The organism is Streptomyces chartreusis NRRL 3882 (genome assembly GCF_900236475.1).
Classification (GTDB): Bacteria; Actinomycetota; Actinomycetes; order Streptomycetales; family Streptomycetaceae; genus Streptomyces; species Streptomyces chartreusis_D.
In genome coordinates this window covers 6,322,628-6,349,145 of sequence record NZ_LT963352.1, presented here as the reverse complement: position 1 = coordinate 6,349,145, position 26,518 = coordinate 6,322,628, and the positions used below count along the sequence as shown (strand labels likewise).

Genomic DNA, 26,518 nt, shown 5'->3' with positions numbered 1-26,518 from the left:
CATGGACGCCATGGAACGCCTCCTCGCCGAACGCGCCTGCGAGCGCCTGATCACCGACTTCGTGCACCGGCTCGACCTCGGCGAACCCTCCTCCGTCGCCGACCTGTTCACCGAGGACGGTGTCTGGACGTGGCCGGAGGACGGGCGGCTGATCAAGGGGCGTGACGCCTTGCGCGCCTACTTCGGCTCCCGCCCCGCCGACCGGCTGTCCCGCCGCCTGATGTCCAACGTCCTGGTCAGGGTGGCGTCCCCGGACACGGCCGAGGCGATCTCGTACTTCACGACGTACCGCGTCGACGGCTACGAGGGCGGGGTCGTCCCGGCCGGGCCGCCGGTCCAGGTCGGGCACTACGAGGACACGTTCCACAGGGCCGACGGCACCTGGCTGCTCGCCTCCCGGACGCTGCACCTTCCCTTCGGCGGAGCCACCCCGCGGGCCAACTCGCCTTCGGCGTAAGCCGGATGGCGTCCGGGCAGGGCCCCTAGGATGAATGTGCCGCGGCGCTCGCAGGCCTGCGGAGTTGCGTTCCACCGCAAGGAGACACGCCCATGGGCACCGAAGAGGCCGCTCGTACGACATCCGGCAGCGGAGCCCTGGACAGCAGGTCGGCCGGGCCCATGGTGCCGCGGCTGGTGCTGGGTGCCCGGCTCAGGCGACTGCGCGAGGAGCGGGGCATCGGCCGGGCGGACGCGGGGCATGTCATCCGGGCCTCCTCGTCCAAGATCAGCCGGATGGAGGCGGGTCGGCACGGGTTCAAGCTGCGGGACGTCGCCGATCTGCTCACGCTCTACGGCGTCACGGACGAGGCCGAGCGCGCGACCCTGCTGGCGCTGGCCGAGCAGGCCAACACCCCGGCCTGGTGGCAGTATTACAGCGACGTGGTGCCCGCCTGGATGCAGATGTACCTCGGCGCCGAACAGGCGGCGAGCGTCATCCGCTGCTTCCAGGTCCAGCGCGTTCCCGGGCTGCTCCAGACCGCCGACTACGCGCGGGCCTCCATCCGGCTCGCCCACCCGGACGCCGGTGCGCAGGAGATGGACCGCCGGGTCGCGCTGCGGATGACCCGCCAGCGGATCCTGCACCGGCAGCCGGCGACCCGGCTGTGGGCCGTGATCGACGAGGCGGCGCTGCGGCGCCCGGTGGGCGGCGCCGCCGTCATGCGCGCACAGCTCAGGCATCTCATCGACATCTGCCGGCTTCCTCAGGTCACGGTGCAGATCCTGCCGTTCCGCGTCGGCGGCCACGCCGCGGAGGGCGGCCCGGTCACGATTCTGCGCCTGCCCGGTGGTGAGTTGCCGGACGTGGTCTACCTCGAACAGCTCACCACCGCGCTCTATCCCGACCGGCCCGCCGAGATCGAGTGCTACTGGGACGCGATGAACCGGCTGGTGGTCGAAGCCGAGTCACCGGACGAGACTCCGACCATTCTCCACCGCGTCCTCCAGGAGACCTGATCAGCGCTTCAGGGCGACACCGCCGTACTGGTGCACCTCCGCGGGGAGATCCAGGGCCGCGGCGTCGGGGCGCCAGCGCGAGCAGGACGTCACGCCCGGTTCGAGCAGTTCCAGACCGTCGAAGTAGCGGGCGATCTGCTCGGGGCTGCGCAGGATGTACGGGATCGAACCGCCGTCGTTGTACTGCTGGATGGCCCGGACGTAGTCATCGCTGGTGTCGGTGCTGTCGTACTGGACGAGGTAGCTGCCGGAGGGCAGGGCGTCCACCAGCTGCCGCACGATCGCGCATGCCTCGTCGTGGTCCTCGATGTGGCCCAGGATGCCCATCAGCATGAGGGCGACGGGCTGGTCGAAGTCCAGCGTCTTGCCGGCTTCCCGGATGATCGTGCTCGGCTCGCGCAGGTCGGCGTCGACGTAGTTGGTGACGCCCTCCGGGGTGCTGGTGAGCAGCGCGCGGGCGTGGGCCAGCACCAGCGGGTCGTTGTCGACGTAGACGATCCGGCTGTCCGGGGCCACCCCCTGGGCGATCTGGTGGGTGTTGTCCACGTTGGGCAGCCCGGTGCCGATGTCCAGGAACTGGCGGATGCCCTCCTCGGCGGCGAGATGGCGGACGGCTCGGGCGAGGAAGTAGCGGGCGGCGCGGGCTCCGGTCTCGATACCCGGGAAGATCTCGCGGAACGCGTCACCGGCCACACGGTCGACTTCGTAGTTGTCCTTTCCGCCCAGCCAGTAGTTCCAGATCCGGGCCGAGTGCGGCACGGAGGTGTCGATCTTGGGAAGCGGCTCCTGCCCGGAGTTCCCCACCTGATCACTCATGGACGCTCCTGCGTGTGGTCGTGGAGGCCCACGTTAGCTTGTTCGCCGACGCGTTCCCCCCTGAGACAGCATCAACTCCTCGGCCTTTCCGAGTAGTTCGACTTCGGCCCGGCTCATGGTCGGGTTGGCGGACCGCCGGCGCAGGGCCTCGGTGAGGGCGGGCCGGGTGAGGGGGGACGGGCCGGCGAGGAGGGCGGTCAGCATGGTGCGGGCCGGGCTGGAGAGGTGGTCACCGGCGACGGCGGCCTGGGCGAGGATGACGGCGGACGCCGCCCAGTCCAGGGCCGGGTCGCCCTCCTCCGTGTTCGACCAGTCGATGACGCGGGGACCGTCGGGGGTCAGGATCACGTTCTCCGGGTGCAGGTCCAGGTGCAGGACGCGGACGGCCGGGCCGGTGGAGCGCAGGGCGGGGATGGTGTGGAGGTTGCGCAGCAGCCGGGCGAGGAGCGAGCCCGCCTCCGTCAGGTCCAGCGTGCCCGCCAGGCAGGCCTGGAGCATGGTCGGGCCGGAGAGCCGTTCCAGCACCAGGTCCGTGCGCGAGCCGGTCGGACGGACCCGGGGCACCGGGTAGCCGTGGGCGCGCACGTGCTCCATCACCGCGCCCTCGCCCGCCGCGTCTCCCCCGCCCTCCCGTTCACGCCGCAGCACCCACGCCCCGTCGATCTCGTACACGTCGGCGCGGCGGCCCGAGCCGAGCAGTCGTCCCGGTGGTGTCGGCGGCATGCGCCGAAGGTACTCCGGCCCCCGGCACCCCTCAGCCCGTTCTGGACGTGCGGGTACAGTAAGCGGGTCGTCATCACACCCGTACGGGGGAAAGCCGGTGCAATTCCGGCGCTGACCCGCAACCGTGAACTGCCGTCGAGGCGGTGAGCCGGATCGCCCCGTACGGTTCGTGACCGGCTCACGTGCCCGGCAGCCCGCCGGTGCACGGCACCGTCGAGGTATACGGAGCCGAGCCGCCGGGGGTGCCCCGTGCTGCCCGGCTCCCCCGCAGGGAGAGGCACCCGCCGATCATGAACGTCCGCCGCAGCGCCGCGGTCCTCGCCGCCGTCGCCGTGATCTGCGCCGCCCCGCCGGCCGCCGCCGCCCCGTCCCCTTCCCCGTCCCAGGCCTTCCCCTCCGCCCTGTACGGCGACAAGGACCCCCGGTACGACGGCGTCTGGCGCCAGTCGCTCGCCCTCCTCGCGCAGCACACGGTGGGCGTGAAGCCCGCGGCGAAGTCCGTGCAGTGGCTGGTGCGCCAGCAGTGCGCGGACGGTTCCTTCGCCCCGTACCGCGCCGACCCGACCACCGCGTGCGACGCCAAGACCATGGTCGACACGAACCAGACGGCCGCCGCCGTACAGGCGCTCACCGCCCTCGGCGGGCACGACGCCGTCACCGGCAAGGCCGTCGCCTGGCTGAAGTCCGTCCAGAACAAGGACGGCGGCTGGGGCTACACGCCCGGCGGCGCCAGCGACACCAACTCCACGTCCGTCGTCATCGGCGCGCTGACCGCCGCCGGCGAGAAGCCGGAACAGGTCGAGAAGGGCGGCAAGTCGCCCTACGACGCGCTGCTGACGCTCGCCCTCGCCTGTGACGGCGACGACGCGGGCGCCTTCGCGTTCCAGCCGGACAAGAAGGGCGAGCTCGCCGCCAACGCGGACGCCACGGCGGCGGGCGTGCTGGGCGCCTTGGGCAAGGGCATGGTGGTGAAGCCCGCCGAGAAGACGGAGGCGACCGGGGCGGCGAAGGGCGAGACCTGCGCGGACGAGAAGACGCCTGAGCAGGCCGCGGCCAACGGAGCCGCCTACCTCACCAGGACGCTCGCCGAGGACGGCCACCTCACTTCGGCCCTCGCGGGCTCGGACCCCCAGCCCGACCACGGCAACACCGCCGACGCGGTCGTCGCGCTCGCCGCGCACGGCGACACCGGGCAGGCGGAGAAGCCCCTGCGCTGGCTGGAGAAGAACTCCGCCCCGTGGGCCGCCCAGAACGGCCCCGCCGCCTACGCCCAGCTCATCTTCGCCGCCCACGCGACGGGCACCAACCCGCGCGACTTCGGCGGCACCGACCTGGTGAAGCAGCTGAACGCGACCGGCCCGGCCCCGCAGACCGCCGGGAAGACCCGAGCGGCGGAGGAGAAGAGCGACTCGGGCTCGGACGTCTTCGGCGTCTGGTGGTACGTCGGTGTCTGCCTCGTCGCCGGCGTCGGCATCGGCTTCCTCTTCAGCGGCCGCAGGAACAGGCAGCAGCCGTGATCCGCCGAGCCGTTCTCCTTCTCCTGGCCTCGCTCCTGCTGTGCGCGGGAGCGGGCCAGGCCCAGGCCGCCGGCTACCGGTACTGGTCGTTCTGGGACCGCGACGGCGACCACTGGGTCTACGCCACCCAGGGCCCGTCCACCGCCCGCCCCTCGGACGGCGACGTCCAGGGCTTCCGTTTCGCGGTGAGCGAGGACTCCGGGGACGCGGCCCGACCGCGCGGCGAGGCCGACTTCACGACGATCTGCGCCAAGACGCCCGCGCAGGACGGCAGGAAGCGAGTGGCTCTGCTCCTCGACTTCGGCACGCCGACGGACGCCCCGCCCGGCGAGACGCCGCCCCCTGCCCGAACGGCCTGCGCCCGGGTCTCCCCCGACGCGACAACGGCCGAGGCCCTGGCAGCAGTGGCCAAGCCGTTGCGCTACGACACGAACGCCCTCCTGTGCGCCATCTCGGGTTACCCGGAGAAGGGTTGCGGAGAGCAGCTGTCGAAGAAGCAGCCCCCGACCGCAGAGAAGAAGCACACCTCGGACGGCGGCCCGTCCCTCGGTTTGGTGGGGGGAATCGCCGTAGTGGCGGTACTGGGCGCGGCAGCAATCTGGCAGGTACGGCGGCGTGGGCGGTCTTAGCCGGCTTAGCTGCGGGCAGTCGTGCCGCCGGGGCGGCACCGGTGGGCGCAGCGGCACCCCGCAGCGCCGGGCTGCGCGACCCACCGTCCTGCACCCAGCAGCCTGGTGGCTCTGGTCCCTTTCCCTCGGCACCGCGGCCACCCGCACCACCAACCCCCTCCTCCTCACCCTCCTCGTCACGGTCTCCGCCTACGTCGTGGCCACCCGCCGCCCCGACACCCCCTGGTCCCGCTCCTACGGCGCCTTCGTCAAACTCGCCCTGGCCGTCCTGCTCATCCGCCTGCTCTTCGCGACGGTCCTCGGCTCCCCCATCCCCGGCACGCACACCCTCCTCACCCTCCCCGAAGCCGACCTCCCCGCCTGGGCCCAGGGCATCCGCCTCGGCGGCGAGGTCACCGCCGAGGCCCTGACCTTCGCCCTGTACGACGGCCTGAAACTGGCCACCCTCCTCATCTGCGTCGGCGCCGCGAACGCCCTGGCGAACCCCTCCCGCCTGCTCAAGTCCCTCCCTGGCGCCCTGTACGAGATGGGCGTCGCGGTCGTCGTAGCCCTCACCTTCGCGCCGAACCTCATCGCCGACGTCCAGCGCCTCCGCGCCGCCCGCCGCCTGCGCGGCCGCCCGGACAAGGGCCTCCGGGGCCTGCTGCACGTGGGCCTGCCGGTCCTGGAGGGCGCGCTGGAGCGCTCGGTGTCGCTCGCCGCCGCGATGGACGCCCGCGGTTACGGCCGTACCGCCCAGGTCCCCCCCGCCGTGCGCCGCACCACCGCCGTCCTCACCCTCGGCGGGCTGCTCGGCGTGTGCGCCGGAACGTACGGTCTGCTCACCGCCGAGGGCGCCACGTACGGCGTCCCGGTGCTCCTCACCGGCCTCGCCGCCGCCCTCGCGGGTCTCCGGCTCGGCGGACGGCGGTCGCTGCGCACCCGCTACCGCCCCGACCGCTGGGACGTGCGTGCCTGGCTGGTCGTCGCGTCCGGCGTGGCGGTCGCCGCGCTCCTCACGCTCGCCGCCGCCCGTGACCCCGCGGCCCTGCACCCCGGCGTGGTGCCGCTCATGGCTCCCACGCTCCCCCTCTGGCCCGCGGCGGCGATCCTCCTCGGCCTGCTGCCCGCGTTCGTCGCCCCCGATCCCAAGGAGCCGTCGTGATCCGCTTCGAGGACGTGTCCGTGACGTACGACGGCGCCGCCGAACCCACCGTCCAGGGCATCGACTTCGAGGTCCCGGAAGGGGAACTCGTCCTCCTGGCCGGCCCGTCCGGCGTGGGCAAGTCCACCGTCCTGGGCGCGGTCAGCGGGCTCGTCCCGCACTTCACCGGCGGCACCCTGCGCGGCAGGGTCACGGTCGCCGGCCGGGACACCCGTACGCACAAGCCGCGCGAACTCGCCGACGTCGTCGGCACAGTGGGCCAGGACCCGCTCTCCCACTTCGTCACCGACGCCGTCGAGGACGAACTCGCCTACGGCATGGAGTCGCTGGGCCTCGCCCCGGACGTGATGCGGCGCCGCGTCGAGGAGACGCTCGACCTGCTCGGCCTGGCCGACCTGCGCCACCGCCCGATCGCCACGCTCTCCGGTGGCCAGCGGCAGCGCGTCGCGATCGGCTCGGTCCTCACCCCGCACCCGAGCGTCCTCGTCCTGGACGAGCCGACCTCCGCGCTCGACCCGGCCGCCGCGGAGGAGGTCCTGGCGGTCCTCCAGCGGCTCGTGCACGACCTCGGCACGACGGTCCTCCTGGCGGAACACCGCCTGGAACGCGTCATCCAGTACGCCGACCGGATCGCCCTCCTGCCCGCCCCGGGCGCGCCCCCGGTCGTAGGCACCCCGGCCGAGGTGATGGCCGTGTCCCCGGTGTACCCACCGGTGGTGGCCCTGGGCCGCCTGGCGGGCTGGACGCCCTTGCCCCTGACGGTCCGAGACGCCCGCCGCAAGGCAGGGGATCTGAGGCAACAGCTGAAATACGTCCCGGAGGGGCGCGGGGAACTGCGCGATCAACCACATTCGACCCGCACCCGCAAACCCGTGGCACAACCCACCCCAGTGGGCGCAGCGGAGCTCCATGCCCTCTCCGTCATCCGCGCCCGCATCACCGCCCTGCGCCACATCGACCTCACCATCGCCCCCGGCGAGACGATCGCCCTGATGGGCCGCAACGGTGCCGGAAAGTCCACCCTCCTCAACTCCCTGGTCGGCCTGGTCACCCCCACGTCGGGAACCGTCCGGGTCGGCGACGCGATCCCCCACCGCACGCGCCCGAAGGACCTCGTACGCAAAGTCGGCCTCGTGCCACAGGAACCGCGCGACCTGCTCTACGCCGACACCGTCGCCGCCGAGTGCGCCGCGGCCGACCAGGACGCGGACGCGGAGCCCGGCACCTGCCGGGCCCTGGTCTCCGAGCTGCTCCCCGGCGTCACCGGCGACACCCACCCCCGGGACCTCTCGGAGGGGCAGCGGCTCGCCCTCGCCCTGGCCGTCGTACTGACGGCCCGGCCCCCGCTGCTCCTGCTCGACGAGCCGACCCGCGGCCTGGACTACGCGGCGAAGGCCCGCCTGGTCGCGGTGCTCCGCACCCTCGCCGCCGAGGGGCACGCCATCGTGCTGGCCACGCACGACGTGGAGCTGGCGGCCGAGATCGCCCACCGGGTGGTGCTGCTCGCCGACGGCGAGGTGATCGCGGACGGCCCGACGGCGGACGTCGTGGTCTCCTCCCCCTCCTTCGCCCCACAGGTCACCAAGATCCTTGCCCCGCAGCACTGGCTCACGGTCTCCCAGGTCCGCGCGGCCCTCGACGAGGCCGGCTGATGGACCCCAGGAGCACCCCCCAGCGTCAGGCCCGGGCCGTCCGCCTCGGCCCCCGCTCCGTCACCGCCCTGGCCCTCGTCAGCGCCGTGGGCGTCGTGGGCTTCGGCTGGCCGTTCCTGACCCCGCCCACCTCGCGGATCAGCGCGCACGCGCAGGACGCGCCCTGGCTCTTCGCGGGCCTGCTGGTGCTGCTCGTGTCGGTCGTGGCCGCGGCGATCTCGGAGTCCGGTCTCGGCCCGAAGGCGGTCGCGATGCTCGGCGTGCTGGCCGCGACGGGTGCGGCCCTGCGTCCGATCGGGGCCGGTACCGCCGGTATCGAGCCGATGTTCTTCCTGATGGTGCTGAGCGGTCGGGTCCTCGGCCCGGGGTTCGGGTTCGTCCTCGGCTCGGTGACGATGTTCGCGTCCGCGCTGCTCACGGGCGGGGTGGGCCCGTGGCTGCCGTTCCAGATGCTGGCGATGGGCTGGTTCGCGATGGGCGCGGGCCTGCTGCCGGGCCCGGACCGGCTGCGCGGCCGGGCGGAGCTCGTGATGCTCGCGGCCTACGGCTTGCTCGCCGCCTTCGCCTACGGCACGGTCATGAACCTGGCCGGCTGGCCCTTCATGAGCGCCCTCGCCTCGAACGTCGCCTTCGACCCGCACGCGGCGGTCGCCGCCAACCTGGCGCGGTTCCTCGCGTACTGCCTGGCCACCTCGCTGGGCTGGGACCTGGGCCGGGCCGTCGTCACGGTCGTCCTGACGCTCACGCTCGGCCCCGCTGTTCTCCGGGCCCTGCGCCGCGCCACCCGCCGGGCGGCCTTCGAGACGCCGGTCACGTTCGACGCGCCCCGGACGTGAAGCCGCCCACATGACCCCGGTCACCTACGAAGCGGGGCCGTAGGGACAACCCCCGGTCACGGGTCAGACCTTCCGCGCACATGCGGCCACCCCTAGTAAGCGGGTTCCTTGCGGGCACCCGGCGCGCCTGTTTCTCTGGCCGTGCCCACCCCCCAAGACCGAAGGCGGCGGCCCCCTGATCCCCGGGGCCGTCGCCTTCGCCTTCTACTTGCTCTGGAGCTTCCCCAGCGGCTCGGGGTCCTCCTCCAGCGCGGCGGCCGCCGCCTTCCAGCTCGTGTCCCCGGGGTAGAGGGCGCTGCGCAGGTAGGCGGTGGTGAGGCGCTGGAGCAGTGCGACGCGTGCGGGGCTCTCGTCGGTCGTCTCCGCCACCTCGTAGCCGGGGATGCCGCCGAGGGAGTGCTCCGCCCCGAACAGCGTGAGCAGGCTCTTGTTCCCCGGGCTGTAGGTGTAGGGGTCGGTGAACCAGTCCGGTCCGCGCGTGGACAGCACGGAGTCGTCGTGGTCCCCGGCGACGATGAGCGCCGGCGTGGTCATGGTGTCGAAGGACGGCCTCATGAAGGGGAGGTGCTCGACGGCGAACGGGGTCAGGTCGTCGCCCAGGCCGGCCATGGCGAGCAGCACGCCCGCCTTCACACGGGGGTCGGACATGTCCTCACCGGGAACACCGTCGGAGTCGAGGACGCGCGCGCCCAGCAGCGTGCTCGCCGTCTGGGCGCCCCAGGAGTGGCCGGCCACGGCGACGCGGTCGCGGTCGAGGCGCCCGGCCAGGCCCGGTACGGCGGCTTCGAGTACGTCCAGTCCGTCCAGCACACGCGTGAGGTCCTCGATGCGGAAGCGCCAGATCCGCGGCGTGCGGGGGTCCTCGGGAGGCAGGCCCAGCGTCCTGGAGTCCAGGTGGGTGGGCTGCACCACCACGAAGCCCTGGGCGGCCCAGTGGTCCGCCAGCGGGGCGTAGCCGTTCATCGACCAGCCGAAGCCGTGCGAGAAGACGACGAGGGGCAGACCGCCGCCGGTCGCGGGGGCGGACACCCGGACCTGGAGGTCCTCACCGCGCCCCGGGACGGGCAGCACCACCGGCTTCGCGGAGATCACCGTGGTCGAGTCGGGCAGGGAAGTGCCGGGCATGGAAGTGCCTTCCGTTCAGGTCTGCCATCATGAATGAAGCGGAACGTCGTTCCGATTACGGGAAAATACAATACGGAACAGCGTTCCGCTTCACAAGGTCACGGAAGGACGGCACGGTGAACGACAGCGGCCAGAGCGCCGGAAGCTCAGCCCGGTCCAAGCGCAAGGACGCCCGGCGCAACCAGCAGACGCTGCTGAACGCGGCCGCCGAGGTCTTCGTCAGCTCGGGCGTGGACGCGCCGGTGCGTGACATCGCGGCCAGGGCCGGCGTCGGGGTGGGCACGATCTACCGCCACTTCCCCACCCGGGCGGACCTCGTCATCGCCGTCTACCGCCACCAGGTCGACGCCTGCGCCGAAGCCGGCCCGACCCTGCTGGCGGCCGGCCCGACACCCCTCGCCGCCCTGGTGCGGTGGGTGGATCTCTTCGTCGACTTCCTGGTCACCAAGCACGGCCTGGCCACCGCGATGCAGGGAGACAGCACCTGCTTCGGGCCGCTGCACGCCTACTTCCTCGACCGCCTCCTGCCGGTGTGCACCCACCTGCTCGAGGCCGCCGCCGCGTCCGGCGAGATCCGCTCCGACCTCGACGCCTACCAGTTCCTGCGCGGCATCGGGAACCTCTGCATCGGCGCGGACACGGACCCCCGCTACGACGCCCGCCGACTGGTAGCGCTCCTCCTCGCGGGACTACGCCGACCGCAGTGACCGCTACCGGGTCCGAACCCGGAGTTCCTTCACGCCGTTGATCCACGCCGACCTCAACCGGCGGGGATCCTCGACCAGCTGAAGGCCGGGCATGGCATCGGCGACGGCGTTGAAGATGAGGTCGATCTCCAGCACGGCGAGGGACTTGCCCAGGCAGTAGTGCGGGCCGCCGCCGCCGAACCCGAGGTGGGGGTTGGGGTCACGGGTGATGTCGAAGTCGTCCGGCTCCTCGAAGACCTCGGGGTCGTGGTTGGCGGAGGCGTAGAAGAGGCCGACGCGGTCGCCCTTGCGGATCAGCTTGCCGCCCAGCTCGGTGTCCTGGGTGGCGGTGCGCTGGAAGGCGGCGACCGGGGTCGCCCAGCGCACGATCTCCTCCGCCGCCGTCGACGGCCGCTCCCTCTTGTACAGCTCCCACTGCTCGGGGTGGGTGAGGAAGGCGTGCATGCCGTGGGTGATGGCGTTGCGGGTGGTCTCGTTGCCGGCGACGGCCAGCATCAGCACGAAGAAGCCGAACTCGTCCGAGTTGAGGTTGCCCTCGTCCTCCGCCGCGACCAGCTGCGTCACGATGTCGTGGGCGGGGCACTGCTTGCGGTCGGCGGCCATGTTCATCGCGTAGGCGATGATCTCCGTGGCCGACTCGGCGCCGACCTCCTCGGTGATGGCGTACTCCGGATCGTCGTACGCGATCATCTTGTTGGACCAGTCGAAGATCTTGTCCCGGTCCTCCTGCGGCACGCCCATCAGCTCGGCTATCGCCTGGAGGGGCAGTTCGCAGGCGACCTGGGTGACGAAGTCGAAGGGGCCGGTGTGGGCGCCGGCGTTCGCCACGATCGTGTGGGCACGGGCCCGCAGCCGCTCCTCCAGCGCGCGGATCGCCCGGGGCGTGAACCCGCGCTGCACGATCTGCCGCACCCGCGTGTGCTCCGGCGGGTCCATGTTCAGCAGGATGAACCGCTGCGCGTCGATGGCGTCGCGCTCGATGTGCTCGTTGAAGCGGATGATCGCCGTGTTGAGGTACGACGAGAACAACTCCGGATGCGTGGAGACGTACTTGACGTCGGCGTGCCGGGTGACCGCCCAGTACCCCTCGTCCTGGAAACCGGCGAGACCCGCCGGCTGCGGCACCCAGCAGACCGGCTCCACCCGGCGCAGCTCGGCGAACTCCGGCAGGGGCACGCGGCTGTGCAGCAGGTCCGGGTCGGTGAAGTCGAACCCGTCGGGCAGCGCGGGACAGGACATGGGCGGCTCCCACCACTCGTACCGACTCTGAGTCTGACGGCCCATCAGCTGTGCGGAGTTGCGGTGACGGTAGTAACGGGTTCTACAAGAGGCAAGAGGCACGGACATCCCAATTGCCCGCACGACCCTTGCGGTCGGCAAGCGGCCCTCAGCACACTGCTGACAGAACTAGAACGCGTACTAGTTCCGCGTAGCCTCCCGGAGAGGACCCGCACCCATGGCTGCCGAACCCGTGATCGTCGAAGCCGTACGCACCCCCATCGGCAAGCGCGGCGGCGCGCTCGCCAACCTGCACCCCGCCTACCTCCTGGGCGAGACGTACCGCGAACTCCTCGGCCGCACCGGCATCCCCGCCGACTGCGTCGAGCAGATCGTCGGCGGTACGGTCACCCACGCCGGCGAGCAGTCCATGAACCCCGCGCGCACGGCCTGGCTCACGATGGGGCTCCCCTACGAGACGGCCGCGACGACCGTGGACGCGCAGTGCGGGTCCTCCCAGCAGGCCTCCCACATGCTGGCCAACATGGTCGCCACGGGCGTGATAGACGTCGGCATCTCGTGCGGCGTGGAGTCGATGTCCCGGGTGCCGCTCGGGTCGGGCTCGAAGCACGGGCCGGGCAAGCCGTTCCCCGACGAGTGGAACGTCGACCTGCCGAACCAGTTCGAGGCGGCCGAGCGCATCGCCCGTCACCGTGGCCTGACCCGCGAGAAGGTCGACGCCCTGGGCCTCGCCTCCCAGGAGCGGGCCGCCCACGCCTGGGCGGAGGAACGCTTCAAACGAGAGACGTTCGCGGTCCAGGTCCCCACGACGGAAGAGGAACAGCACGCCGGGCAGGGCATGTGGCGCCTGGTCGACAAGGACGAGGGCCTGCGCGACACGACGGCGGAGGCGCTGGCCGGCCTGAAGCCGATCATGCCGACGGCGGTCCACACGGCCGGCAACTCGTCGCAGATCTCCGACGGGGCGTCGGCGATCATGTGGGCGTCGAAGCGGATGGCTCGCGCCCTGAAGCTGAGGCCCCGGGCCCGGATCGTGGCCCAGGCCCTGGTGGGCGCCGACCCCCACTTCCACCTCGACGGGCCGATCGACGCGACCAAGGCCGTGCTGGGCAAAGCCGGGATGTCCCTCAAGGACATCGACCTCGTGGAGATCAACGAGGCGTTCGCGTCGGTCGTACTGAGCTGGGCGCAGGTCTTCGAGCAGGACCTTAAGAAGGTGAACGTCAACGGCGGCGCGATCGCGCTCGGGCACCCGGTCGGAGCGACCGGGGCCCGGCTCATCACGACGGCGCTTCATGAACTGGAACGCGCGGACAAGGAGTTCGCGCTGATCACGATGTGCGCGGGGGGCGGTTTGGCCACCGGCACGATCATTCAGCGGTTGTAGTCGTCGTCCAGTTGATGAAGGTGGTGAACGTGGCGGGGTCGAGGGTGAGGATCGGTCCCGCCGGGTTCTTCGAGTCGCGTATTGCGATGGTGGTGTGGGGGGTTTCGGCGACCTCTACGCAACTGCCGCCTTGGTCGCCGCTGTAGCTGGACTTACGCCACTGGGTCCCTGCCGGGATCACACTGCTCGCCATAGCGTTCCTCCATCACACGCCGGATCAACTCCGCCGATTCCCTGAGGGAGAGCGCGGCGGCTTGCAGGTGATCGTAACGGAGCGAGCAGTCCTTGACGGTGTCTGGGTTTGCGGTCGGATGCCCGCTGCCGTACCCCTCGGTATAGACGATGTCGGGATCGCTATCGAAGCGGAAGAGGTCGAATGAGCCTTGGAGTCCCGCGTGGGCTCCAGAGGAGAACGGCAGGACCTGAACGTTGATCCGGGGGTTGCCCTCGAAGGACAACAGGCGGGCCAGTTGGCCGCGCATGATCTCCCGGCCCCCGATCTCCTGGTACAGCGCGGCTTCGCTGATGACTGCCCAGAAGACGGTCGGCTCGCCCTTCTCGAAGATGCGCTGACGTGCCAGCCGAGCGGAGATGCGGTCGTCGAGGTCGGTCCTGTCCAGCGCACCCAGCACCGCGCTTGCGTACGCCTTGGTCTGAAGGAGGCCATGCACCAGATGCGTGTGGAAGGTGCACATCTCGACTGCTCGGGCCTCCAGCTCAGCCACTTGCCTGAACCAGGCGGGCAGCTGGCTGCGCAGCACCAGTTCGACCAGCCGGGAGAACATACCGTCCGTGCCCAGCGCCGCGTCCACCCGCTCACTGAACTCCGGCGTCGGAACCTTCCGCGCCGTCTCGATCTGGCCGACGAGCGAGCCCGTGTAGTTGAGGATCTCCCCGAGCTGCTTCTGTGTCAGCCCGGCGGCCTCCCGGTGTCTCCTCAGCTCGTAGCCGTAGTAGTCGAGCGGGGACGCACCAGGGTCAAGGGCGTTGATGTGGGTCACGGCAGAAGCCCCTCTCACGCAACTCGGCCCACAATGGGACCGGTTGTATCCGTTCCGTAGCCCAGCGTAGTCACGGCACGTCAGCCTCGTCCCGTGAACGAATACATTCCCGCCCAGTACACGATGCGCCTCACCGTCGGTGAACACGCCGCCCGCCACATCCGCCGCATCGTCCGCTCGTTCCTCGAAGAGTGGCGCATGCCCGAGCTGGCGGACGCCGTCGAGCTGGGCGTGACCGAGCTGCTAGCGAACGTCGTACAGCACGTCCCGGACCGCCGCTGCACGCTGCTGTTGCTGCGGCAGTCGGCCGGCGTACGGGTCGAGGTGACGGACGGCAGCGATCAACTCCCCTGCTCGCCGACCTCGTTCGACCTGGAATCCGAGGGCGGCCGGGGACTGCTCCTGCTCGACGCGATGGCCGACAAGTGGGGCGTGTCGCCGTGGCGCGGGGGCGGGAAGACGGTGTGGTTCGAATGCGGGGCCGAGTCCCTAGCTCTAGAGTGAACAGTCCTGCCGGCTCGGGGGACGGGTGTGATGGCGCGGATCGTCGGTGTGCACGGGGTGGGCAAGCAGCGCCTGGGGAGCAACACGCTGCTGACGGACTGGGAGCCGGCGCTCGCCGACGGGCTCGAACGGGCGGGCGGACCGGAACTCGCCCCGGGCGAGCTGCGGATGGCGTTCTACGGGGATCTGTTCCGGCCCGCCGGGCACACCCTGGCCGTCGGCGACCCGATGTTCACGGCGGACGACGTGGACGACGGGTTCGAGACGGAGCTGCTGCTGGAGTGGTGGGCGGCGGCGGCCCGGGTCGATCCGGCCGTGCCGCCGCCCGGCGGGGACACACTGGCCCGCTCGCCACGTGCCGTGCAGACGGCACTGAGGGTTCTCCAGCACTCGCGTTTCTTCGCCGAAGTGTCGCTGCGGGCCCTGGTGTTCGACCTGAAGCAGGTCCGGCGCTATCTGACGGACGGTGAGCTGCGGGCGGCGGCCAGGAGCCGGGTGGAGGAGGCGATCGGCCCGGACACGCGGGTGGTGGTCGCGCACTCGCTCGGCTCGGTCGTCGCGTTCGAGGCGTTGTGCGCCCGCCCCGGGCACGGGGTGCGCGCGCTGGTGACACTGGGGTCCCCGCTGGGGATGCGGATGGTGGTGGACCGGTTGCGGCCCGGACCGGAGGTGTGGCCGGGGACCGCTTCGTGGACGAACGTCGTCGACGAGGGCGATGTCGTCGCCGCGGTGAAGGACCTGTCGCTGTTCTTCGGAACGAACCTCGTCGGCAAGGTCGTCCACAACGGCTCGCACGCGCACGACGCCGCCCTCTATCTGACCGCCAAGGAGACCGGCGAAGCGGTGGCGGAGGGCCTGGCATGAGCGGGACCGAGCCGCGGCGCTTCCTCATCGCGACGGCGATCAGCCACTACACCCACGCACCCGAGTGGGACCGCCCCGGACTCGTCGAGGCCCGCCGCAACGTGGTGGAGTTGTTCACCCGGCACCTCGGGTACCAACACGTGTCCGACCTCGGAGCCAACCCGACCCAGCAGCAACTGCTCTGGGAGTTACGCGAGTTCTGCCGGGCGCCGGACCGTCGCCACGACGACATCGTCGCCGTGTACATCGCCGGACACGGCGAGGTCGTCGACAACGACTACGTGCTGCTCACCTCGGACACTGACCCCGGCGATCTCCACGACGCGCTGCAGCCGAGCATGCTGGCGCGCAAGATCCTCGCCGGGACCCGGGTGCGCAAGCTGCTTCTCATGCTGGACACCTGTTACTCGGGGCAGGGCGGCAACGAACTCCTCGCCACGATGGCGAGGCTGAAGAACGAGTGGCGCGAGGGCAACGGGTGCCTCGCGGTGATCACGTCGGCGCAGCCCCTTCAACTCGCTCAGACCGGCGCCTTTCCCGAGCTGTTCTCGGAGGCGGTGACCAGCCTGGCCACGGCGGGCTACTCACCGGAGAACCTTGCCCTCGACGCGGTCGTCAACGCGACCCGCAACAACCCCAAACGTCCGGGCCATCAGCACATCGGCCTGGAACTCATCGGTCTGACGGGCAAGGTGCCGCCCTTCCTGCCCAACGCCAAGCACAGCCCGCAGCTGTCCCACACGGACCTGGCGCTGCAACAGGCCGCCGAGTGGGACCAGCAAGACCAGCGACGGGACGTGGAATTCCGTACGCGGTTGTTGCGCCGGGCCATGGGGCACCGTGAAGAAGACCGCGTGGGTTGGTGGTTCTCCGGCCGCCATCAAGCGCTCGAGGACATCACCTGCTGGCTGGGCGAGCACCCCGACGACCGGAGGTCACTGGTGGTCACCGGCGCCCCGGGCTCGGGCAAGACAGCCGTCCTCGGTCTCCTCGCGGCAGTGAGCGATCCGGAGTACCGACAGACCGTGCCGCTCAGCAGCCTGGGCCTCTCCGGACGACAGCTGCCTCGTAAGCGGGCGATCCGTGCCTCGATCTACGCACAAGGCCTCACCGATGAACAAGTCGTGCGTGCACTGGCCGCGGCTCTGCGCCTGCCGGTCGCGGAGTCGGTGGCCGACCTGCTGAACCACCTCAACCAGGGGCCCGCACCGAGTCGTCCACATGTCGTCCTGATCGACGGTCTGGACGAAGCGGCGACGCCGACCACACTGTGCAGCCAGGTCCTGCGGCCCCTGACCGAGCTGGCTCCGCAGCACCTTCGGTTACTCCTCGGCACCCGCCCTCACCTCTTCACGCCGCTCGGCCTGCACCGTTCCGACCACATTGACCTGGACGCACCCCGCTACGCCGACCCGCAGGCCGTGCTGGCGTACACGGTCCGCAATCTCCTCGACGCGCACCCCGAGTCCCCGTACCTCGCCTGCCCGAGCGAGGTGCGGCTCGGCGTCGCACATGCGGTGGCGTCGGCCGCCGGACACTCGTTCCTGGTCGCCCGTATCACCGCCGGCACGCTTGCGGCCACGCCCACGCTGCCCGATCCCCAGGACGCCGACTGGCTCCGGTCGCTGCCCAGCGCTGCCGCTGACGCGATGCACCGGGACTTGGACCAGCGCTTCGGAGCGGACGCACAGAGGATCCTCGACCTCCTGCGGCCGCTGGCCTACGCGCAGGGCCAGGGCCTGCCCTGGGAAGACATCTGGGCTCCGCTGGCGTCGGAGATCTCCGGGCGTCGGTACACCAACCACGACCTGCACCGGCTGCGACGGGAGGCCGGCGCCTACGTGGTCGAGGCGGTGGAGGACGGGCGCTCGGTGTACCGGCTCTATCACGAGGCGATGGCGGAGTTTCTGCGCAGGGAGCAGGACGCCGAGGCGGTGCACCAGGCCTTCACCCGGACTCTGCTCCGGACGGTGCCGTACGGCCTGGACGGCTCGCGTGACTGGGGGCGTGCCCATCCCTACGCCCTGCGGCATCTCGCTCTGCATGCCACACGAGCGGGCGAGCTCGACGTGCTGATGGCAGACCTCGAGTATCTGGTGCACGCGGAGAGCGACGCGTTGACGCTCCGCCTCTTGCAGTGCCGCGACGACACCGCCCGTCTGCATGCCGCGATCTACCGCACCTCGATCGACGTACACCGCCGGCTCGACCCGCCCGGCCGTCGGCAGGTTCTGGCCCTGGACGCCGCGCGCTTCAACGTGCCCGAAATTCTGGAGGCACTCAACAGCAAGGCTGCCAAACGGGCCTGGAAGCCGGTCGCCGCCTCAGGCTCACGGGTGTCGGGCAACCTGCGCCACACCTTCACCGGCCACACCGGCAACGTGGAAGCAGTCGCGTGCGCGGTGGTGGACGGCCGCGCGATCGCCGTCAGCGGCGCGAAAGATGCGACGCTACGGATGTGGAACCTGGCCACCGGCCACCGGAGCGAGCCGCTGACCGGCCACACCGGCTCCGTGAAGTCCGTGGTGTGCGCGGAACTGGACGGCCGCCCGGTGGCCGTGAGCGGTTCGGCCGACGGCACCGCCCGGGTGTGGGATCTCGTCGGCGGCCGGCCCGTCGGAGCACCGCTCACCGGTCACAGCGACTCTGTGAACGCCGTGGCGTGGGCCGAGGTGGACGGTCGCCCCGTCGCGGTCACTGGGTCGAACGACAAGACGCTGCGGGTATGGGACCTGGCCACCGGTCAGCCGACCGGCCTCCCGATGACCGCCGGCGGCGCTGTCACGACCGTCGCGTGCGGCACGGTGGGGAACCACGCCGTCGCAGTCAGCGCGGCGCGCTCGGGGCTGGAGGTGTGGGAGCTGGCGACATTGCGACAGCGGGGACAGCTGGAGCGAACGGCGCAGAACCAGATTCTGGCCGTCGCGTGCACGACGCTGGACGGCCGTCCGGTCGCCGTGGGCAGTTGCACTCGCGGCCGACTGCACCTGTGGGACCTGGACACGTTGCGGCACCTCGCCGAGTGGGAGGGACACGGCCACTACTGGACACCCTCGCTCGTGTGTACCGAACTGGACGGCCGGCCGGTAGCGATCACCGGCTCCCACGACGGGGCACTGGCGGTATGGGACCTCAGGGACCGTCGGCTGGTGGGGACGCCCCTCACCGGTCACAGCAGTGGTGTGCTGTCGGTGGCGTACACATCGTCGGCCGGTCGGACGATCGTCGTCTCCGGCTCGTTCGACCACACGGTCCGTGTCTGGGACCTGTCGTCCCACCAGGTCTTCGGGGATCCCCTGATCGGCCACACAAAGCCGGTGTCCGACATGGACTTCGCCGTGATCAACCGTCAGCCGGCCATCGTCACGGCCGCCGCAGACAACACGGTGCGCGTCTGGGAACTGGCCACGGCTCAGCCTGTGGGGACGCCCCTCCGAGGGGAAGGCGACATCCGCGCGATGTCGTGCGTGGTGTTCGAGGGGCGGCAGATCGCCGTCAGTGTCTCCCGGAGCGGGGCGGTGCGGTCGTGGGACCTCGGAACCGGCCGGCCCATGGGACCACCTTTGCGCAGGTCCGAGGTGGCCAGGCCCAGCATCGCGTGTGCTGTCATGGGCCAGCGGCTCGTATGCGCCGCCAGCGCCCCGCGCGACTCGGTACAGGTGTGGGACATCACGACCGGCGTCGACCTGTATCCGCCGCTCACAGGCCACAGGAAGCCGGTGACGGCGGTTGTCTGCACCGTCCTGGACGATCGGCCGGTGGTCGTCACCGCCTCGAAGGACGAGACCCTGCGGATCTGGACCCTGGACGGCGGGAGACCAGTGCGCCGCATCCCGCTCGACCTCTCGCCCTCGGCCATGGCGTGCACCGTGCTCGACGGCCGCCAGGTCGCTGTGATCGGCTCTCGCGAAGGGCACCTACGCATGTGGGATCTCGCGACGGGCCAGCCGTTGAAGAAGACGATGAAGGGGCACACCAGTTATGTCCTGTCCGTGAGATGCGATGTACTCGAGGGGCGGCCGGTCGCCGTCACCAGTTCCCTGGACAACACGATCCGGATCTGGGACCTCCTGCGCCGCACCGTCGCCGACGTTCTTCACGTGCCCGGCACCAACGCGGCACTGATCTCCCCGGACACGAGCTTCCTGGCCTGTGCCTTCGGCGATGACATGGCCGTCTTCAGCAGGGCATGACGCCCCGAGGCCTCCTCCTCGGGAAAGACGCCGAGCGGCTGCCCGGGCGGATCCTGGAGGGCGACGATGTGGTCGACCGCCGGCGGGTTGCGACCGACCTCAGACGGAATTCATCGATCGGCCGGAGCTCGCATGAGCCGCCCGGGACTCCTGGTGCGGATCGGCGGTGGCCGGCCGCGGCCCCGTCAGTACGTACACGAGGCCGAAGCCCGCCCCGACGACCAGGGCTCCGCCCACCGCGTCCAGCACCCAGTGGTTCCCGGTCGTGACGATCGAGGAAGCGGTGAGCAGCGGGTGCAGCATCCCCAGGGCCTTGATCCACCAGCGGCGCGCCAGGACCGCGATCACGACGCCGCACCACAGTGACCAGCCGAAGTGCAGCGACGGCATCGCCGCGTACTGGTTGGTCAGGGCCGTGAGCGTGCCGTAGTCGGGCTGGGAGAAGTCCTGGACGCCGTGGACGGTGTCGATGAAGCCGAGCGTCGGCATCAGCCGGGGCGGGGCCAGCGGGTAGAGCCAGAAGCCGACCAGGGCGAGCAGGGTGGCGACGCCCAGGGCGGAGCGGGCCCAGCGGTAGTCGGCGGGGCGGCGCCAGTACAGGACGGCGAGAACGGTCAGCGGGACGATGAAGTGCAACGACGTGTAGTAGAAGTCGAAGAAGTCCCGCAGCCAGTCGATCGTGACGACGGTGTGGTTGGCCCAGTGCTCGATGTCCAGGTGCAGGGCGCGTTCCAGGCCGAGGATCTGCCGGCCGTGTTCCTCGGCCTCGGCCCGGCCGGCCGAGTTGCTGCCGCCGGTCGCGGCGAGCCGGACCTGGGCGTAGGCGGCATAGGTGACCCGGATGAGGAGGAGCTCCAGGAGGAGGTTCGGCCGGGTGAGGACCCGGCGCAGGAAGGGCACCAGCGGGACGTGCCGGAAGCGGGCCGGGACGGTGGGGGCGTACTCGGTCGGCAGCGGCGACTGGTAGTGCGGGGAGGCGCGGGAGAGGAACGGCACGGCCGTGGCGGCGGCGAGGGCGGCGAGCAGGACGAGGTTGGTGCGCAGCGGGTCCAGCGCCTGCATGTCCGGCATCATCATCCTGGTCGGCAGGGTCATGACCAGGACGACGGTGACCGGCCAGACGTACCGGTCGGAGGCGCGTCTGCCGGCCCGGCCGACGACCGCGAGCAGCACCCACAGCAGCTGGTGCTGCCAGGCCGTGGGCGAGACGGCGATCGCGGCGCAGCCGGTGATCGCGACGGCGAGGAGGAGCTGGCCGTCGTCGAAGCAGCGCACGGCGCGGCGCAGGGCCAGGACGGCGACGGCCGCGCCGAGCGTCAGGAAGAGCGCGACCTCCAGGGGGCCGCTCAGGCCGAGCCGGAGCAGGGCGCCGTGCAGGGACTGGTTGGCGAGATCGTCGGCCGGGCCGCCGAGGCCGACGCCCGCCATGTGGTGGACCCAGTAGCGGTGGGAGTCGTGCGGCATCGCCGCCCAGGCCAGTCCGGTGCACGCGGCGAAGGCGACGCCGGTGGAGAGCGCGGCGCGGCTGCGGCCGGTGAACCACAGCAGGGGCGTGAAGAGCAGCAGGGTGGGCTGGAGCGCCGCCGCGACGCCGATGAGCAGGCCGCTGGTCCGCTGGCCGTGGGCGGCGAAGCAGCCCAGCAGGACGAGCAGGACCGGGATGATGCTGGTCTGGCCGAGCCACAGGGTGTTGCGGACCGGCAGGGACACCATGAGCAGGCTGATGGCGACCGGGGCGGCCAGCAGGGCCGTGCGGCGGCCGACGGGCTGGGGCAGGGCCCGGGCGGCGATCAGGCCGAGGGCGACGACCAGCAGCAGCGTGCCGAAGGTCCAGCCCCAGCCGAGGGCCTGTTCGGCCGAACGGGTGAGGGGCTTGAGGACGAGCCCGCCGAAGGGTGTGCCGGTGAAGCGGGTGGAGTCGTAGAGCGAGCCGGTCACGTGCAGCACGCCGTTCGGCCCGACCCAGGTCTCCAGGTCCGTCAGCCGCTCCCCGCGTGGGCTGCCGAGGACGACGGCCACCTGCCGGGCGGCGAGGGCCGCGACGATCAGCCACAGCCCGAGGCAGGCCACGCGCAGGCGTGCGCGGGTCCCGCCGACGGCTGTCGCTCCGAAGGCCTCCGCCGGTCGTCCGCTGCGGTCCGCATTCGTCACGCCACGTCGACCTTCTACCCGGTATGCCCCTCTTCGTCCGGTTGACGATAGCCCGGGAGGCGCGTGGTTGCCTCTCGTGGACGCGAGAAGGATCACATCAAGATCTCGTGGGAACCGCTCCCAGCCGGGCATACGTGCCTGCATAACCGGTGTTTAGATGCACCCTGCAACGAAAGGCGTACCGCCCGTAAAGGGCTTTTCTTCGCCTATCGTCGCTTTTCGGCCCGTACGACAGCGCCGCCGCGCGGACCGCGTCCCTGTCCCCGTCGAAAGGTAGGCGAGCGAGTCTTGTCGACTGTCTCAGTCGTCGCTCCCGCGTCCGGCCTGAAGAGCCGCGCAGCGAAAACCCACGGCACCACCGTCACCGACCCCGCGCTCGTCAAGCGCGCCGTGAAGGCGGCAGCGCTGGGCAACGCGATGGAATGGTTCGACTTCGGTGTCTACAGCTACATCGCGGTCACGCTGGGCAAGGTCTTCTTCCCGTCGGGCAACCCCACCGCACAGCTGCTCTCCACGTTCGGCGCCTTCGCCGCGGCCTTCCTGGTCCGTCCCCTCGGCGGCATGGTCTTCGGCCCGCTCGGCGACCGCGTCGGCCGCCAGAAGGTCCTCGCGCTCACCATGATCATGATGGCCGCGGGCACCTTCGCGATCGGCCTGATCCCCTCGTACGCGACGATCGGTGTCGGCGCGCCGATCCTGCTCCTGGTGGCCCGCCTGGTGCAGGGCTTCTCCACCGGCGGTGAGTACGCGGGCGCGTCCACCTTCATCGCCGAGTACGCCCCCGACAAGCGGCGCGGCTTCCTCGGCAGCTGGCTGGAGTTCGGCACGCTCGCCGGCTACATCGGCGGCGCGGGCCTGGTCACGCTGATGACGGCCCTGCTCTCCGCCGACGACCTGACCTCCTGGGGCTGGCGCATCCCGTTCCTGATCGCGGGCCCGATGGGCATCATCGGCCTCTACCTGCGGCTGCGGCTGGAGGAGACCCCGGCGTTCGCGGCCGAGGTCGAGAAGGCCGAGACCAACCGCCCCAAGGTGCCGCTGCGCGAGATGATCACCGGCCAGTGGCGCGCGCTGCTGCTCTGCGTCGGCCTGGTGCTGGTCTTCAACGTCACCGACTACATGCTGCTGTCGTACATGCCGAGCTACCTGACCGGTCAGCTCCACTACGACGAGACGCACGGCCTGCTCGTCGTCCTCGGCGTGATGGCCCTGATGATGATCGTCCAGCCGTTCGTCGGCGCGCTGACCGACCGCGTCGGCCGCCGCCCGGTGATCGCCACCGGCTGCGCGGGCTTCCTGCTGCTGTCCGTCCCGGCCCTGCTGCTGATCCGCGAGGGCAGCCTGCTCGCGGTCGCGCTCGGCATGGGCGCCCTGGGCCTGCTGCTGGTCTGCTTCACGGCGGCCATGCCCTCGGCCCTCCCGGCGCTGTTCCCGACGAAGGTCCGCTACGGCTCGCTGTCCATCGGCTTCAACGTCTCCGTGTCCCTGTTCGGCGGCACGACGCCGCTGGTCGTCACGGCCCTGATCGGTGCCACCGGGAACATGATGATGCCCGCGTACTACATGATGGCCGCGGCCGTCATCGGCGGTTTCGCCGTGTGGCGCATGGCGGAGTCGGCCGGGCGTCCGCTGCCGGGTTCGGCACCGTCCGTGGCCGGCTGAGACACGCCGGGGGAAACCCCGCTGACAGCGAAGCGGTGCACCACGTATCTTCGTCACGCCAGTAGTTAGGGATGCTAACTATGCGTACGAAAGGTAGAGGTGCATGAGCGAGTCGCACGTCTGGGACGAGGTCGACGCCTACTTCACCGCCCACCTCGCCCCGGACGACGAAGCCCTGGCGGCCGCCCTGCGTGACAGCGACGCCGCCGGGCTTCCGCACATCAACGTCGCGGGCAACCAGGGCAAGCTCCTCCAGCTCCTGGCCCAGATCCAGGGCGCCCGCCACATCCTGGAGATCGGCACCCTCGGCGGCTACAGCACCATCTGGCTGGGCCGCGCCCTGCCCGCCGACGGGCGGCTGGTCTCCCTGGAGTACGACCCCAAGCACGCCGAGGTCGCCGTCCGCAACATCGCCCGCGCCGGCCTGGACAAGCTCGTCGAGGTCCGGGTGGGTCCGGCCCTGGAGTCGCTGCCCAAGCTGGCCGACGAGAACCCGCCCCCCTTCGACCTCGTCTTCATCGACGCCGACAAGGCCAACAACCCGCACTACGTGGAGTGGGCCCTGAAGCTCACCAGCACGGGCAGCCTGATCGTCCTCGACAACGTCGTCCGCGGCGGCCGCGTGACCGACGCGGCGAGCACGGCACCGGACGTGACGGGCACCCGCGCCGCGATCGAACTGATCGGCAGCCACCCGCGGTTGAGCGGCACGGCGATCCAGACGGTCGGCATGAAGGGGTACGACGGGTTCGCGCTGGCACGGGTGCTGGCGTAGGGGGTGTCCGCCGGGGCGGGCGCTCAGATCTCGTGGAAGAAACCGACGTTGACGCTGCGCGGGGCGGTGCGGTCGTGGATGACGACCTCGCCGCTGCCGCCCCTGGGCAGCGGGACGGTGCCGCCGTAGGCGAGGGGCTGGGCGTACTCCCCGACGGTGAGCCGGACTTCGGAGGAGGGGTCGGGCTGGGAACCGCGCAGCCAGGTCAGCTGCCAGGTCCCCTCGGGCCCGCACAGGAACTCCAGGTGGACGCGGGAGACGAACAGCCAGTCGTCCGGCGTGGAGAGCCGGCACACCGACTTGTCCCGGCCCACCCGCAGCACGGCGCCCGGCTCGCTGGGCGCGTCGGCCATGAGCATGCCGGCCGTGGCACCCTCCTCCGCCGCGGACACGGCGGCCATGGTGAGTTCGAGCACGTGCGCTCCTCCTGAGACGTCCTGGTGGGACTAGCCCGCCGCATGATAGAACGCCCGGCTGCGCGGTGTCCGGCACAATGGGTTCATGACCGAGCGAAAGCCACCCGGCGTCGGCTTCGAGTCCTGGGTCGACAAGCAGATCCGTGACGCGGAGACACGCGGCGAGTTCGAGCGGCTGCCGGGGGCGGGCAAACCGCTGCCGGCCGATGTGGACGCCACCTACGACGAACTGTGGTGGATCAAGCGGAAGATGGCCCGCGAGGGCATCTCGGTCCTGCCGCCGACGCTGACGCTGCGCAAGGAGGCGGAGGACGCGCTGCAGGCCGCGTACGCGGCGCCCTCGGAGCAGGCCGTCAGGAAGATCATCGGCGAGATCAACGACAAGATCCGCGACATGATGTTCAAGCCGCCGCCCGGGCCCCCGCTCGGAAAGAAGCCGTACGACGTCGAGGACGTCGTACGGCAGTGGCGGGAGCGCCGGGCGGACGGATGAACCGGGCCGCTCACACGTGGAGCAGCCGTTCCGCCAGCTCCCGGTAGTCCTTCAGCGCCAGCCGGAGCTGCTCGGTGTCGCCGCTCGACACGGGCTTGCCCTCGCCGCCCTCCACCGACTGCCAGGAGTGGCGCAGGGTGCGGCGACGCTGGGTCACGGCCTCGGTGAACCGGGCCGCGATCTCCTCCAGCACGTGGTCGGCCTCCTCGACGGCGGCCCGGGGCGCGTCGACGAACTCGGCGACGGCGTGGTGCAACTGCGAGACGAGTTTGTCGGACTCCTCGTGCGGGAGCAGGTGCGTGCCCGTGCCGTGGGGGGTGCCTTCCCGTTCCCGGGAACCCGCGGGGCCTGTGCCGTGGCCGGTGCCCAGGGCGGTCTCACCGCGGGCATCGGGGTCGGCGGCGGAGCCACGGGTGCCGGGGGTTCCGGGGGCGTCGGGGGTGAGGCGGCGGTTGCCGGGGGCCTCGTCGCCGGGCGGTCGGGTCATGCTGGACATCGAATCTCAACTCTCCTTCGCCTGACGTCGGTGCAGCGCCCACGGCGTGTGTCCGCCACGGGCGGCCGGAGCCTTGCGGCCGCCGTTCAGCCCGGCCTTGTGCCGTCCGCCCTCATGGCGTCCGCCCAGGTGCGGGCCGGCGGCGTGGCCCCCGCCGTCGTGGCGGGCCGGCCGCACCAGCTCCTCGAACAGGGCGCGGGCCGCCACCATGGCCTCACGCATGTCTTCCGTACCGGTGCCGCCGTCCCGGGCGTCGTCCGCGCGCAGGTGCGCCGCGCGGTGTACGCGCCGGTAGCCGTCCACGTGGTGGGCGTGGTGCACGGACAGCGCGGCGAGCTGCTCCTCGTACTGCCCGCCGTCCGGGAAGCCCCGGGCACCGGCGAGCTCCGCGAGCAGCCGGTCCGCCTCGGCGACCGCCTCCCGCGGCGAGTCGACGAACCGCTCCTGAGCGGCCGTCCAGCGCGCCTCGTACTGCTCGCGCTGCGCCGGCTCCAGCGCACGTTCGCGCAGCTCGCCGTGGCGCTCCAGGCGCTCGGCCAGCTCGCGCTCGGCGGCCTTGGCGTCGCCGTCGTGCCGGGCGACGGCCAGGTCGTACTCGGGTCCGAAGCGCCGCTTCAGGCTCGGGCCGCGCCGAGGCCCGCGGGCGCGCAGGGTCATGGCGGCCGCGATGATGACGACGACCGCCGCGATCACGATCAGAGCAATGATCAGGCCAGTGGACATGAATGCCTTC

At 71.3% G+C, this 26,518-nt stretch carries 25 protein-coding genes and 1 riboswitch; of the genes, 15 read left to right on the top strand and 10 right to left on the bottom strand.

What is annotated here, in order from left to right:
- Nucleotide 1 precedes the first annotated feature (1 nt).
- Both SCNRRL3882_RS28715 and SCNRRL3882_RS28710 read left to right on the top strand, forming a co-directional pair.
- A complete protein-coding gene (locus tag SCNRRL3882_RS28715) occupies nt 2-457 on the top strand; it encodes a nuclear transport factor 2 family protein (protein WP_010049173.1) in 456 nt (151 codons plus the stop codon).
- A gap of 92 nt (nt 458-549) precedes the next feature.
- The gene (locus SCNRRL3882_RS28710) at nt 550-1,455 is read left to right on the top strand and encodes a helix-turn-helix domain-containing protein (RefSeq protein ID WP_050810357.1); all 906 of its coding nucleotides are present in this window, start codon (nt 550-552) and stop codon (nt 1,453-1,455) included.
- Here SCNRRL3882_RS28710 and SCNRRL3882_RS28705 read toward each other — a convergent pair whose 3' ends face one another.
- Complete coding sequence (locus tag SCNRRL3882_RS28705) at nt 1,456-2,271, bottom strand: SAM-dependent methyltransferase (RefSeq protein WP_010049171.1); 816 nt, start codon at nt 2,269-2,271, stop codon at nt 1,456-1,458.
- Between the two features lie 33 nt (nt 2,272-2,304).
- On the bottom strand, nt 2,305-2,994 hold the full coding sequence (locus tag SCNRRL3882_RS28700; RefSeq protein WP_010049170.1) for a phosphotransferase: 690 nt from the start codon (nt 2,992-2,994) through the stop codon (nt 2,305-2,307).
- A gap of 46 nt (nt 2,995-3,040) precedes the next feature.
- Nucleotides 3,041-3,172: riboswitch (cobalamin riboswitch) on the top strand.
- Between the two features lie 112 nt (nt 3,173-3,284).
- On the opposite strand from SCNRRL3882_RS28700, the gene SCNRRL3882_RS28695 reads away from it, so the two are divergent.
- The 5 genes from SCNRRL3882_RS28695 to SCNRRL3882_RS28675 all read left to right on the top strand — a co-directional run bounded on the left by SCNRRL3882_RS28695 (nt 3,285) and on the right by SCNRRL3882_RS28675 (nt 8,772).
- Complete coding sequence (locus tag SCNRRL3882_RS28695; protein WP_010049169.1) at nt 3,285-4,511, top strand: prenyltransferase/squalene oxidase repeat-containing protein; 1,227 nt, start codon at nt 3,285-3,287, stop codon at nt 4,509-4,511.
- Nucleotides 4,508-5,140 (top strand): SCO2322 family protein, encoded by a 633-nt coding sequence (locus tag SCNRRL3882_RS28690; RefSeq protein ID WP_010049168.1) that lies wholly within the window; start codon nt 4,508-4,510, stop codon nt 5,138-5,140. Before SCNRRL3882_RS28695 ends, SCNRRL3882_RS28690 begins: the two co-directional genes overlap by 4 nt.
- An 88-nt stretch (nt 5,141-5,228) precedes the next feature.
- Nucleotides 5,229-6,284 carry a CbiQ family ECF transporter T component gene (locus SCNRRL3882_RS28685; RefSeq protein ID WP_029181824.1) on the top strand — a complete coding sequence of 352 codons (1,056 nt, stop codon included), beginning with the start codon at nt 5,229-5,231 and terminating at the stop codon, nt 6,282-6,284.
- Nucleotides 6,281-7,936 carry an ABC transporter ATP-binding protein gene (locus SCNRRL3882_RS28680; RefSeq protein ID WP_010049164.1) on the top strand — a complete coding sequence of 552 codons (1,656 nt, stop codon included), beginning with the start codon at nt 6,281-6,283 and terminating at the stop codon, nt 7,934-7,936. Before SCNRRL3882_RS28685 ends, SCNRRL3882_RS28680 begins: the two co-directional genes overlap by 4 nt.
- Nucleotides 7,936-8,772 (top strand): ECF transporter S component, encoded by an 837-nt coding sequence (locus SCNRRL3882_RS28675; protein ID WP_010049161.1) that lies wholly within the window; start codon nt 7,936-7,938, stop codon nt 8,770-8,772. The genes SCNRRL3882_RS28680 and SCNRRL3882_RS28675 overlap by 1 nt, the downstream gene beginning before the upstream one ends.
- A 204-nt stretch (nt 8,773-8,976) precedes the next feature.
- On the opposite strand, the gene SCNRRL3882_RS28670 is transcribed toward SCNRRL3882_RS28675, so the two are convergent.
- Nucleotides 8,977-9,897, bottom strand: a complete 921-nt coding sequence (locus SCNRRL3882_RS28670; protein ID WP_010049159.1) for an alpha/beta hydrolase family protein — start codon at nt 9,895-9,897, stop codon at nt 8,977-8,979.
- 116 nt (nt 9,898-10,013) lie between these two features.
- On the opposite strand from SCNRRL3882_RS28670, the gene SCNRRL3882_RS28665 reads away from it, so the two are divergent.
- Nucleotides 10,014-10,604: a TetR/AcrR family transcriptional regulator gene (locus SCNRRL3882_RS28665; protein WP_010049157.1), complete on the top strand. Its 591-nt coding sequence runs from the start codon at nt 10,014-10,016 to the stop codon at nt 10,602-10,604.
- A gap of 3 nt (nt 10,605-10,607) precedes the next feature.
- Here the strand turns inward: SCNRRL3882_RS28665 and SCNRRL3882_RS28660 are convergent, their stop codons facing one another.
- Entirely contained in the window at nt 10,608-11,843 is a 1,236-nt protein-coding gene (locus SCNRRL3882_RS28660) for a cytochrome P450 (RefSeq protein ID WP_010049155.1), read from the bottom strand.
- 217 nt (nt 11,844-12,060) lie between these two features.
- Between SCNRRL3882_RS28660 and SCNRRL3882_RS28655 the strand changes: the two genes are divergently transcribed.
- On the top strand, nt 12,061-13,230 hold the full coding sequence (locus tag SCNRRL3882_RS28655; RefSeq protein ID WP_010049153.1) for a steroid 3-ketoacyl-CoA thiolase: 1,170 nt from the start codon (nt 12,061-12,063) through the stop codon (nt 13,228-13,230).
- On the opposite strand, the gene SCNRRL3882_RS28650 is transcribed toward SCNRRL3882_RS28655, so the two are convergent.
- Nucleotides 13,214-13,423 (bottom strand): DUF397 domain-containing protein, encoded by a 210-nt coding sequence (locus SCNRRL3882_RS28650; protein ID WP_078603022.1) that lies wholly within the window; start codon nt 13,421-13,423, stop codon nt 13,214-13,216. The two genes, SCNRRL3882_RS28655 and SCNRRL3882_RS28650, sit on opposite strands and share 17 nt — an antisense overlap.
- Nucleotides 13,383-14,231: a helix-turn-helix domain-containing protein gene (locus tag SCNRRL3882_RS28645; protein WP_010049148.1), complete on the bottom strand. Its 849-nt coding sequence runs from the start codon at nt 14,229-14,231 to the stop codon at nt 13,383-13,385. Before SCNRRL3882_RS28645 ends, SCNRRL3882_RS28650 begins: the two co-directional genes overlap by 41 nt.
- Nucleotides 14,232-14,324: 93 nt before the next feature.
- Between SCNRRL3882_RS28645 and SCNRRL3882_RS28640 the strand changes: the two genes are divergently transcribed.
- From SCNRRL3882_RS28640 to SCNRRL3882_RS28630, 3 genes are read left to right on the top strand one after another with little or no spacing between them, the layout of a single operon-like run.
- Nucleotides 14,325-14,735: an ATP-binding protein gene (locus SCNRRL3882_RS28640; protein WP_010049147.1), complete on the top strand. Its 411-nt coding sequence runs from the start codon at nt 14,325-14,327 to the stop codon at nt 14,733-14,735.
- 30 nt (nt 14,736-14,765) lie between these two features.
- Complete coding sequence (locus SCNRRL3882_RS28635) at nt 14,766-15,599, top strand: hypothetical protein (RefSeq protein ID WP_010049146.1); 834 nt, start codon at nt 14,766-14,768, stop codon at nt 15,597-15,599.
- On the top strand, nt 15,596-19,792 hold the full coding sequence (locus SCNRRL3882_RS28630; protein WP_010049145.1) for an AAA family ATPase: 4,197 nt from the start codon (nt 15,596-15,598) through the stop codon (nt 19,790-19,792). The genes SCNRRL3882_RS28635 and SCNRRL3882_RS28630 overlap by 4 nt, the downstream gene beginning before the upstream one ends.
- Before the next feature lie 99 nt (nt 19,793-19,891).
- On the opposite strand, the gene SCNRRL3882_RS28625 is transcribed toward SCNRRL3882_RS28630, so the two are convergent.
- Nucleotides 19,892-21,943 (bottom strand): bifunctional glycosyltransferase 87/phosphatase PAP2 family protein, encoded by a 2,052-nt coding sequence (locus SCNRRL3882_RS28625; RefSeq protein WP_102514878.1) that lies wholly within the window; start codon nt 21,941-21,943, stop codon nt 19,892-19,894.
- Between the two features lie 288 nt (nt 21,944-22,231).
- On the opposite strand from SCNRRL3882_RS28625, the gene proP reads away from it, so the two are divergent.
- Both proP and SCNRRL3882_RS28615 read left to right on the top strand, forming a co-directional pair.
- Entirely contained in the window at nt 22,232-23,605 is a 1,374-nt protein-coding gene (gene proP, locus SCNRRL3882_RS28620; protein ID WP_010049141.1) for a glycine betaine/L-proline transporter ProP, read from the top strand.
- A 103-nt stretch (nt 23,606-23,708) separates the two neighbouring features.
- Nucleotides 23,709-24,380, top strand: coding sequence for an O-methyltransferase (locus tag SCNRRL3882_RS28615; protein WP_010049139.1), 672 nt, complete (start codon nt 23,709-23,711; stop codon nt 24,378-24,380).
- A 23-nt stretch (nt 24,381-24,403) separates the two neighbouring features.
- On the opposite strand, the gene SCNRRL3882_RS28610 is transcribed toward SCNRRL3882_RS28615, so the two are convergent.
- Entirely contained in the window at nt 24,404-24,796 is a 393-nt protein-coding gene (locus tag SCNRRL3882_RS28610) for an FHA domain-containing protein (RefSeq protein WP_010049136.1), read from the bottom strand.
- Between the two features lie 85 nt (nt 24,797-24,881).
- Here SCNRRL3882_RS28610 and SCNRRL3882_RS28605 point away from each other — a divergent pair, with 85 nt between their 5' ends.
- Nucleotides 24,882-25,289, top strand: a complete 408-nt coding sequence (locus SCNRRL3882_RS28605; protein ID WP_010049133.1) for a DUF1992 domain-containing protein — start codon at nt 24,882-24,884, stop codon at nt 25,287-25,289.
- 10 nt (nt 25,290-25,299) lie between these two features.
- Here the strand turns inward: SCNRRL3882_RS28605 and SCNRRL3882_RS41940 are convergent, their stop codons facing one another.
- The gene (locus tag SCNRRL3882_RS41940; RefSeq protein WP_010049131.1) at nt 25,300-25,785 is read right to left on the bottom strand and encodes a hypothetical protein; all 486 of its coding nucleotides are present in this window, start codon (nt 25,783-25,785) and stop codon (nt 25,300-25,302) included.
- Nucleotides 25,786-25,791: 6 nt separating this feature from the next.
- On the bottom strand, nt 25,792-26,508 hold the full coding sequence (locus SCNRRL3882_RS28595; protein WP_010049129.1) for a hypothetical protein: 717 nt from the start codon (nt 26,506-26,508) through the stop codon (nt 25,792-25,794).
- Nucleotides 26,509-26,518 lie beyond the last annotated feature (10 nt).

Excerpts from the sequence above, each read along its gene's own strand:
- SCNRRL3882_RS28705 (WP_010049171.1), bottom strand. The coding sequence starts at position 2,271 with ATGAGTGATCAGGTGGGGAACTCCGGGCAGGAGCCGCTTCCCAAGATC.
- SCNRRL3882_RS28700 (WP_010049170.1), bottom strand. The coding sequence starts at position 2,994 with ATGCCGCCGACACCACCGGGACGACTGCTCGGCTCGGGCCGCCGCGCC.
- SCNRRL3882_RS28710 (WP_050810357.1), top strand. The coding sequence starts at position 550 with ATGGGCACCGAAGAGGCCGCTCGTACGACATCCGGCAGCGGAGCCCTG.
- SCNRRL3882_RS41940 (WP_010049131.1), bottom strand. The coding sequence starts at position 25,785 with ATGTCCAGCATGACCCGACCGCCCGGCGACGAGGCCCCCGGCAACCGC.
- SCNRRL3882_RS28675 (WP_010049161.1), top strand. The coding sequence starts at position 7,936 with ATGGACCCCAGGAGCACCCCCCAGCGTCAGGCCCGGGCCGTCCGCCTC.
- SCNRRL3882_RS28655 (WP_010049153.1), top strand. The coding sequence starts at position 12,061 with ATGGCTGCCGAACCCGTGATCGTCGAAGCCGTACGCACCCCCATCGGC.
- SCNRRL3882_RS28660 (WP_010049155.1), bottom strand. The coding sequence starts at position 11,843 with ATGTCCTGTCCCGCGCTGCCCGACGGGTTCGACTTCACCGACCCGGAC.
- SCNRRL3882_RS28650 (WP_078603022.1), bottom strand. The coding sequence starts at position 13,423 with ATGGCGAGCAGTGTGATCCCGGCAGGGACCCAGTGGCGTAAGTCCAGC.
- SCNRRL3882_RS28695 (WP_010049169.1), top strand. The coding sequence starts at position 3,285 with ATGAACGTCCGCCGCAGCGCCGCGGTCCTCGCCGCCGTCGCCGTGATC.
- SCNRRL3882_RS28635 (WP_010049146.1), top strand. The coding sequence starts at position 14,766 with ATGGCGCGGATCGTCGGTGTGCACGGGGTGGGCAAGCAGCGCCTGGGG.
- SCNRRL3882_RS28670 (WP_010049159.1), bottom strand. The coding sequence starts at position 9,897 with ATGCCCGGCACTTCCCTGCCCGACTCGACCACGGTGATCTCCGCGAAG.
- SCNRRL3882_RS28615 (WP_010049139.1), top strand. The coding sequence starts at position 23,709 with ATGAGCGAGTCGCACGTCTGGGACGAGGTCGACGCCTACTTCACCGCC.
- SCNRRL3882_RS28595 (WP_010049129.1), bottom strand. The coding sequence starts at position 26,508 with ATGTCCACTGGCCTGATCATTGCTCTGATCGTGATCGCGGCGGTCGTC.
- SCNRRL3882_RS28715 (WP_010049173.1), top strand. The coding sequence starts at position 2 with ATGGACGCCATGGAACGCCTCCTCGCCGAACGCGCCTGCGAGCGCCTG.
- SCNRRL3882_RS28605 (WP_010049133.1), top strand. The coding sequence starts at position 24,882 with ATGACCGAGCGAAAGCCACCCGGCGTCGGCTTCGAGTCCTGGGTCGAC.
- SCNRRL3882_RS28630 (WP_010049145.1), top strand. The coding sequence starts at position 15,596 with ATGAGCGGGACCGAGCCGCGGCGCTTCCTCATCGCGACGGCGATCAGC.